General features: G+C 63.7%; 5 protein-coding genes. 3 read left to right on the forward strand and 2 right to left on the reverse strand.

What is annotated here, in order from left to right; all coding sequences use genetic code 11:
* Positions 1-120: 120 nt before the first annotated feature.
* Entirely contained in the window at positions 121-660 is a 540-nt protein-coding gene (locus tag TSB10P1A_RS01280; RefSeq protein WP_186386086.1) for a cytochrome b/b6 domain-containing protein, read from the reverse strand.
* Between the two features lie 435 nt (positions 661-1095).
* Between TSB10P1A_RS01280 and TSB10P1A_RS01285 the strand changes: the two genes are divergently transcribed.
* Both TSB10P1A_RS01285 and TSB10P1A_RS01290 read left to right on the forward strand, forming a co-directional pair.
* Complete coding sequence (locus TSB10P1A_RS01285; RefSeq protein ID WP_186386087.1) at positions 1096-2397, forward strand: XRE family transcriptional regulator; 1302 nt, start codon at positions 1096-1098, stop codon at positions 2395-2397.
* A gap of 4 nt (positions 2398-2401) precedes the next feature.
* Complete coding sequence (locus tag TSB10P1A_RS01290; protein ID WP_186386088.1) at positions 2402-3538, forward strand: beta family protein; 1137 nt, start codon at positions 2402-2404, stop codon at positions 3536-3538.
* A 149-nt stretch (positions 3539-3687) separates the two neighbouring features.
* Here TSB10P1A_RS01290 and TSB10P1A_RS01295 read toward each other — a convergent pair whose 3' ends face one another.
* Positions 3688-4869 (reverse strand): MFS transporter, encoded by a 1182-nt coding sequence (locus tag TSB10P1A_RS01295; RefSeq protein WP_186386089.1) that lies wholly within the window; start codon positions 4867-4869, stop codon positions 3688-3690.
* Here TSB10P1A_RS01295 and TSB10P1A_RS01300 point away from each other — a divergent pair.
* Complete coding sequence (locus TSB10P1A_RS01300) at positions 4864-5808, forward strand: LysR substrate-binding domain-containing protein (protein ID WP_244292903.1); 945 nt, start codon at positions 4864-4866, stop codon at positions 5806-5808. The two genes, TSB10P1A_RS01295 and TSB10P1A_RS01300, sit on opposite strands and share 6 nt — an antisense overlap.
* The last annotated feature ends 475 nt before the right edge of the window (positions 5809-6283 follow it).

Below are 6283 nucleotides of genomic sequence, written 5' to 3' on the forward strand. Positions count from 1 at the left end.
TCTTTCCCCGGTTGTCTCTTGATGCAGTCTCGTTGTGCTATTTGAACCCCGGATTTTTAGGGGTTTGCAAGGCACCGGTTCGAGACGCGCCACAGGCCGGCTCGGGGCCGGCAGGGCGGGTTATTCCCGCAGCCGCTCCGGCTCGTCGGCGCGCAGATAGGCCTCCTGCTCGGGCGTCAGGACGATCCGGTCGAAGCCGGTCACCATCGGGCGCACATGGCGCAGGAAGCCATGGCCGATGGTCAGCAGATAGACGTGGATGATCACGAAGGTGAAGATCGCGAAGCCGGCGAGGATGTGGAGGTTGGCGACGATCGTCATCCAGAAGCCGCCCGGGTCCCAGTGGCCCCACAGCGCGTGCAGCAGATAGATCAGCCCGGTCGACCAGATGGCCGGGAACAGCACCACTTTCAGCGCCAGATAGCTGAGCGCCTGCAAGGGGTTGTGCTTGCGCGTGAAGATCTTCCGATAGGGGGGCTCCTCGCCCCGGAACACTCCCCAGGCATAGAAGCGGGCAACCGTGAGGAGCCCGCCGAAGCTCGGCCAGAACTGTTTCCAGGCGCCGGTGGTGAACAGCCAGAAGGTCGCGAAGGCCCACAGCAGCAGCAGCGCCGCGCCGATCCGCCGCACCGGCCTCCCCAGCCGTTCGGGCAAGATCATCGCCATCCTCTCCCCCGCAGATGGAATGCAGTATATTCAGAAAACAAGATATTATCCGCGCCCCCGCGTCAACGCGCCCGGTGGCCCGGGGCGAAAGGGTCGCACCATGGGCTGGGGGCGGCGTCTCGGGCCGGGCGGGAGATCGCTTTTGCCGGAGCAAGGGCGGGGAGACGAAGGTCGCCCCCGGCCCACGTCGCCGGGGCCGCGTGGGCGAGGCAAAACGGCGGAGCAAGACCATGGCGGAGACCTGCGCTTGCGCCGGAGCCCTCCGGATCGTGAGCCGCGAGCGGCGGGAAGGGGGAAGCGGACAGGCGGGTTTGGGGCGAGGGCGCTGCGAAGGTAGTCCCGTATTCAACACCGCTTTCCACAAGCCGATGACGTCTTCGCTGCCCTCAAGCTTGAACACAACGATTTTGTTGTGTAAAAGAGAGCATGATGGAATTTTCGGTGATTCTTAACGAACGGGAAGCCCGTGACGCTCGAGCAATAGCTTCCGAGCTTGATGAACTGTTGTCATCGGCACGGGCGTTCGAACCGATAGTCGCCGGCCTTCCTCCTCAGGTGGTAGACGGCTTCCGAAAAGCCGTCAAAGCCGAAAGAGGAGAGCTCGAAGCTCTGATCAAGGCGTATGAGGCGGCGAAGGCTGGGGACTATGAAGACCTTGAGCGTCGGGCCGAGAACGACCCCGGCCTCACGCTAATAGTAGCTCGGATTGCGCGTGGGCTGACGCAAAAAGAGTTGGCAAGAAAGCTTGGCCTAAAAGAGCAGCAAATTCAAAGATACGAGGCCGACAGATACAGTTCCATAAGCCTTGCCAATTTTCGACGCATAGCGAGGTTCTTGGGCGTCGATTGGAAGATGGGCCTATCCAGTTGGTTCGGCGGCGGCTGGAATATCGCACGCGATGTCTCCGCGGCTGAGGTTAGGAAGGTACTAAAGCACGCTCGCGCCAACGGCTGGTTCGGGGATGATGATTCGGTGGTTCTGGCCGACGAGGAAAGCTTCAACTATCTTCAGCGCTACGTGTCGGACCACATATTGAAGTACGGCAGCCCTTCTTTGCTGCGGACTGGCTTAAATGTGCAAGACCACTCTGAGGACCTCCTGCTGTTGGCTTGGAAGGCGCGGGTAACCCGCCGCGCCGAGCAGATCGTCACCGCCCACGCCGTGGTCTATCGCCCGCTCGATATAACTTGGCTCATGGAACTGGCTAGACTCAGCCAGCACGGAGACGGACCGGCGCGCGCGCGCGACCTTCTGCTGAGCAAGGGGATCGTGCTGGTGGCCGAGCCGCAGATACCCGGAATGAAGGTCGATGGTGCCGCATTCTTGTTGGAAGGCGTGCCGGTCATCGGACTGACGCTGCGGCGGGACACGGTGGACAACTTCTGGTTCACGCTGCTGCACGAGGTCGGGCACGTCATCCTCCACTACCGGACCGGCCTCCGCGCAGGTTTCTTCGACGATACGGACACAACTGACGTGGACGAGATTGAGCAGGAGGCGAACGAGTTCGCCTCCAACGTGCTCATCCCCGAGGAGCGATGGAAGCGGTCGCCGGCCCGCATCACGAAGTCCGCCGGAGTAGTCGAGAAATTCGCGAAGGAACTGGGAATAAATCCCGCCATCGTCTTCGGCAGGATACAAAAGGAGAGGGGAAACTACGCGATCTTCTCCAATTCGATCGGGAGAGGCGCGGTTAGGAAACACCTGATCGAGGCTTCGAAAGGAACCTAGGCTCATGGCTCGCACTCGCCCCATCTACGTACCGGCGCTTCGCCTGAAGCAGGGCGAGTATCGCGGCCTGCAGCGCCTCGCGCCCGACGTGGCGGACAAGATCATCCCGCATCTCGTCGTTCCTCCTCCCAAAGAGCGCGACCCGGAGAAACACCGGTTCCTCACCAAGGACGAGATCGTCTACGAGACGGGGCGACGGATCGCCGATCACTGGAAAATGCGTGACGCCTTCCTCGATGTGCGCTTCCTCTTTAGTGAGTTCGGAGAAGCGGAGTGCGTTGAGTGGCTGCCCAGGATGTTCGATGTAGCGCGCAAGGCCCATGCCCAGCCTATCCCCGTCCTGAGGCTGGCTGATGCTCTCGGACCTCGGGCAGCGGCTTTTCGTCTGGCCTTGGCAACCGAGGCCGCGACAAACGTCGCGATACGGGTGGAATCGGGCGAAGTCGATAGGGAGCTCGGCGGCCGCCTGACTGCGGCTGTGTCTGCGCTCGGCGTGACCCCAGAGAGGTGCGCGGTTCTGGCGGACTTCTCAGACGCCGACTTCTCTGACGCGCTCGCGGTTGCCGGCATTGCTCAAGCTGCCCTCGAGGACCTGCAAGGCATTGGCCGCTGGCGTCATGTGGTATTCCAGGGCACAAACTACCCCGAGGTGAACCCTGCGGAGCCGAACGGCCACATGATCATCCCCCGCAACGAGTGGCTTGCTTGGAAGGAGGCGATCAAGCTCGACGGGACCTCGCCCGAGCACTTGGTGTTCGGTGACTACGGAGCAGACTCTGCAAAATTTGAGTTCAAGAAAGCCTCCGGTGGCATTCCGATACGGCACTATCGGTACACGACCTTCGACTGTTGGCTCGTCGTCCGGGGCTCAGCTGAGGGACAGGCCGAGGCTGTCATGCGGGACGTCTGCGAGCGCATCCTGAGAAGCGGCAAGTTCGCCGGGCGGGGCTTTAGCTCAGCCGACGACTACATCTTCAAGACGGCTAAGGGTTGGGACGGTCCAGGTAATGGCTCGACGTGGCGCGAGATCAACACGACCCACCACATCACGCGCGTAGTCCGAGACATAGGCGGAATCAAGGGGATGACCTTCACGGAGGCAACCTTTAGCGACCCTGCCGATCAGCTATCGTTTATCTAGCGTGGACCTGATCCCGATGTAGCATTGCGCAACAGCGGCTTTTGGGGGCGCCGATAGTGACCTTCGAACGCCCGCATCGGCGTCGCCTGCTGCCATCGCGCTCCTCCTGGCATGTCATGGCAGATCGGACGCCGTTTCCGGCACAATTATCAGTCCACGACCTGGGATTGCCGCGACAGGAGCAAGGCCAAAGCCGCCGAGACTGCGCCGAAGGCGCATGTGCCGGTCCAGCCCCAGGCGGCATAGGCCGCGCCGCCGATGCCCGCTCCGACCGCGCCTCCGGCGAGCATGGTCGCCATGAACACGGTGTTGAGCCGGCTGCGGGCGGTCGGATCGAGCGCATAGACGCGCGCCTGGTTGGCGACCTGCGAGGACTGCACGGCAAGGTCCAGAACCAGAATGCCGACAACGAGGCCAAGGAGGGAGCCCTGCCAAAGCCCGAAGATGACGAAGGCGAGCAACACGAAACCCGCGCCGGTCGAGACCACCACGGCCGGCCCGCGCTTGTCCGCAAAGCCCCCGGCGATCGGCGCGGCGAGCGCGCCGGCAACCCCGACAAGCGCCAGCAGGCCGACCGCCGTTCCGCCAAGCCGATAGGGCGGATCGGACAGCAGCAGCGCCAGCGTCGACCAGAAGCCGATGAACGCCGCGAAGATCAGGAACTGCACCGCAACCGCGCGCCGCAGAACGCCATGCGTGCGCACCAGCGTCCATAGGGACCCGAGCAGGCGCGGATAGCTCAAGTCGGTTGTTGGCGGCACACGGGGCAGCCAGAGCGCCAGCGCCGCGCCGATGGCGATCATCAGCACTGCCGCGAACCAGAACACGACAGGCCAGCCCCAGGCGTCCGAGATCGTGCCGCTGATCGTACGGGCAAGCAGGATGCCGATCAGGATGCCGCCCGTCACCGTGCCGAGAATGCGCCCGCGCTCCGCAGGCGGAGCCAGATGCACGGCAAGCGGGACGATCTGTTGCGCCACCGTGGCGAACAGGCCCACGGCGAGGCTGGCCACCGCGAGCCACACAAAGCCGGGCGAGACGGCCGCGCCGATGAGAGCCGCCACCAGAGCGCCCGTGGTCGCAAGAATAAGCGACTTGCGCTCCAGCCGGTCGCCGAGCGGCGCGAGGAACAGCACGCCGATCGCGTTGCCCGCCTGTGTCAGCACCGGCACGATGGCGGCGGCCCCGGCCGCCAGCCCGAAATCCGCCGTCAGATGGCCGAGGAAGGCCTGGTTGTAGTAGCTGTTGGCGACGGCCGCTCCAGCGCCGACCGCCAGAAGGCGGACCAGGGCGGCGGACAGGTGATCGGATCGGGGAAGGTTGGTTTGCATGCGCGGCAGACATACATTTCGGCCCTGCCCGCACAAATGATATCTCTTGTCGAACGATTTAGCTCAGCTAAACTCAAGAGCATGACGTTGCCCGTTTCCCTTGGTGCGCTGCGCACCTTCGTCGAGGTCGGCCGGCACGGCAGCATCAAGCGCGCCGCGCAGGAGCTGAACGTGACGCCGGGGGCCGTCAGCCAGCAGGTCAAGGCGCTGGAAGCGCGCTTCGGTGTCCGGCTTCTCGAGCGCGGCAACCGCGAGGTGAAGCTGTCCGCGCATGGCCTGCGCCTGTTCGGCAAGGTCGCTCCGGGCTTCGAGCAGATCGACGCCGCCGTGCAACTGTTCGAGGATCGGCGGCCAAGCCCGCGTTCGCTGGTCGTCAGCACCACCCCGTCCTTTGCCGCGTGCTGGCTCACGCCCCGCCTTGGCCGCTTCGCCGCGCAGCATCCCGAGGTCGAGCTCCGGATCGAGACCTCGGTGCAGCTCGCCGACATGACGACCGGGGGAGTGGACGTCGCGATACGGCACGGCTCCGGCGACTATCCCGGTTTGGATGCCGCTTTGCTGTTTGCCCCCCGGCTCATTGCAGTCGGCAGTCCGTCGCTCTTGATCGATGGTCCTCTGACCGATCCGGCCGACTGCCTTCGCTATCCGCTTCTGCAGGATCGCGACCGCGCGGACTGGCCGGCCTGGTTTGAGGCGCATGGCGTCGGGCCGGCCCGCAATGCGACGAAGGGGCCGAGCTATGCCGACGACGCCCTGCTGATCCAGGGCGTCATTGCCGGCCAGGGCCTTGCCGTCGTGCGGGATGTTTATGCCGCCCGCGATCTGGAGGCCGGGAGCATCATGCTGGCGATCGATGCGCCCATTCGGGCGAAGGCGGGATATTTCGCCGTGGTGCAGCCGGCTAGGATGACCGTGCCGAAGATCGCGGCATTCCTGTAACCCGCAAGAACAGTTGGCAATTGACGGGGAGATCCGGGGAGACCCGAGGAGGGCCGGAAACAGGCAGAGACACCGTGGGAAATCAAGGATTTGTGCGGGGTTTGACGGGGTTGTGCGGCGGAAAGCCGCGTGCCGTTGATCGGATCGGCCGCGCAAGATCACTTGGCAATTGGAGCCGAAAAAAGCCGGTTGGCGCCGAGTTTCCCAAGTTAAAAATGGCAGAAATCTGCCAATCGTCGATTTGATGGTGGGAACAGAAATGCCGGATAGGCGGCTTCGTTCCCACCATGAAAAAACGGCTGATTTCTGCCGAAGTCGGCCTAAATCCGTGTTTTACGACGCGATGATGGTGGGAAATTTCAAATCGCGCCGAAAGCGCCTATTCGACGGGCTCCAGGCCGGCCAGCAGCGCGGCCAGGGCGAGGCGCAGCTCGCCGGTCTCAGGGATTGGCTTGGTGCCGCGCTCCCATGTGGA

Origin of the sequence: Stappia sp. TSB10P1A (assembly GCF_900185725.1) — a bacterium.
Classification (GTDB): Bacteria; Pseudomonadota; Alphaproteobacteria; order Rhizobiales; family Stappiaceae; genus Stappia.

Excerpts from the sequence above, each read along its gene's own strand:
- TSB10P1A_RS01280 (WP_186386086.1), bottom strand. The coding sequence starts at position 660 with ATGATCTTGCCCGAACGGCTGGGGAGGCCGGTGCGGCGGATCGGCGCG.
- TSB10P1A_RS01285 (WP_186386087.1), top strand. The coding sequence starts at position 1,096 with ATGGAATTTTCGGTGATTCTTAACGAACGGGAAGCCCGTGACGCTCGA.
- TSB10P1A_RS01290 (WP_186386088.1), top strand. The coding sequence starts at position 2,402 with ATGGCTCGCACTCGCCCCATCTACGTACCGGCGCTTCGCCTGAAGCAG.
- TSB10P1A_RS01295 (WP_186386089.1), bottom strand. The coding sequence starts at position 4,869 with ATGCAAACCAACCTTCCCCGATCCGATCACCTGTCCGCCGCCCTGGTC.